1 protein-coding gene is annotated in these 1,216 nt (G+C 27.0%); it reads right to left on the reverse strand.

Features of this window, described 5'->3' with window-relative positions; all coding sequences use genetic code 11:
- Positions 1 to 64: 64 nt before the first annotated feature.
- A complete protein-coding gene (gene rpiB / locus B8T70_RS23495; RefSeq protein ID WP_035628920.1) occupies positions 65 to 496 on the reverse strand; it encodes a ribose 5-phosphate isomerase B in 432 nt (143 codons plus the stop codon).
- Positions 497 to 1,216 lie beyond the last annotated feature (720 nt).

Raw genomic sequence — 1,216 nt, forward strand, 5'->3', positions numbered from 1 at the left:
TGAATTTTAAAATCCGCCCGGCTTACTATTTTATTGGTGCGTAGCACCCGTTTTTTTGACTTTTTTACTGACAAGCAATCTTATTTACTCTATTTTGGTGTCTTCCACCTTCAAATTCAGTATTTAAAAACGCTTCAACCATCTCAACTGCTTGTGGTACCGATGTAAAACGCGCTGGAATACTAATAATGTTAGCATCGTTGTGCAAACGTGTTAAAACCGCAATTTCTTTAGTCCAACATAAACCAGCTCTTACTTTAGGGTGTTTATTAACAGTCATTGCAATTCCATTTCCGCTTCCGCAAATAACAATTCCAAAATCTGCCTTACCTTCTGAGACATCAGTAGCAACTGGATGACCAAAATCTGGATAATCTACAGAATCCTCAGAATCTGTACCATAGTTAGTTACCTCATATCCTTTTGCTTTAAGCATCGCAACAATTGCTTTTTTATATTCTGGTCCTGCGTGATCGTTTCCTATTGAAATTTTCATTATTAAGTTATATTAAGTTGTGTTATGCAAATTTAACCAATTAATAAATGGCTGCCACGAATTTCGCTAATTTTCCCTAATTTTTTACTTAATAACTTTTAAAAACATAGTTTTAGTAATTGATACTTATTGATGAAATTTGTATTAGAAAAAGCTTAATATATAACTCACTTCATATCAAAAACTTAACACTTATTAACATTATTAACAATGCTATAAGTATCTAGTAATCAATGAAAAATAAACATCTTTTTTGTTAAAATTTTATATTGTTAATAGCAAAAGCTAATTCGTTGATATTCAGTTAACTTTAAATTAACATCTTTTGTTAATAACTACAGAAAGAAAATTAGAAGTTTTTTTTGGTTGTGTCATAAAAAAACCTAATCCAAAACTGGAACTTAATAACCTAATAAAGTTTGGTGAATTTTTAGAAAAGTTATCAATATCAAAAAGTACATTTTCAACAAATATCAACATATGAAGTTATCTACAAAAAGAATTCATTTTAGGTTGTTAACCAATGTTAATTAAAATCTAAAAAGTCTTAGAAATTAATCCTTTAACAAAATATAAGTATGTTAATAACTCTATATAACTAAGAGAAACTTCATTTCAATGCTTTTAAAAATAAATTTATATGACATATTAACACACTATAATAACAACCAAAAATTAATTAAATTTAAATTTTTCTTTTTTATATATATAATATATGTT

The organism is Flavobacterium sp. AJR (assembly GCF_002156885.1).
Taxonomy (GTDB): Bacteria; Bacteroidota; Bacteroidia; order Flavobacteriales; family Flavobacteriaceae; genus Flavobacterium.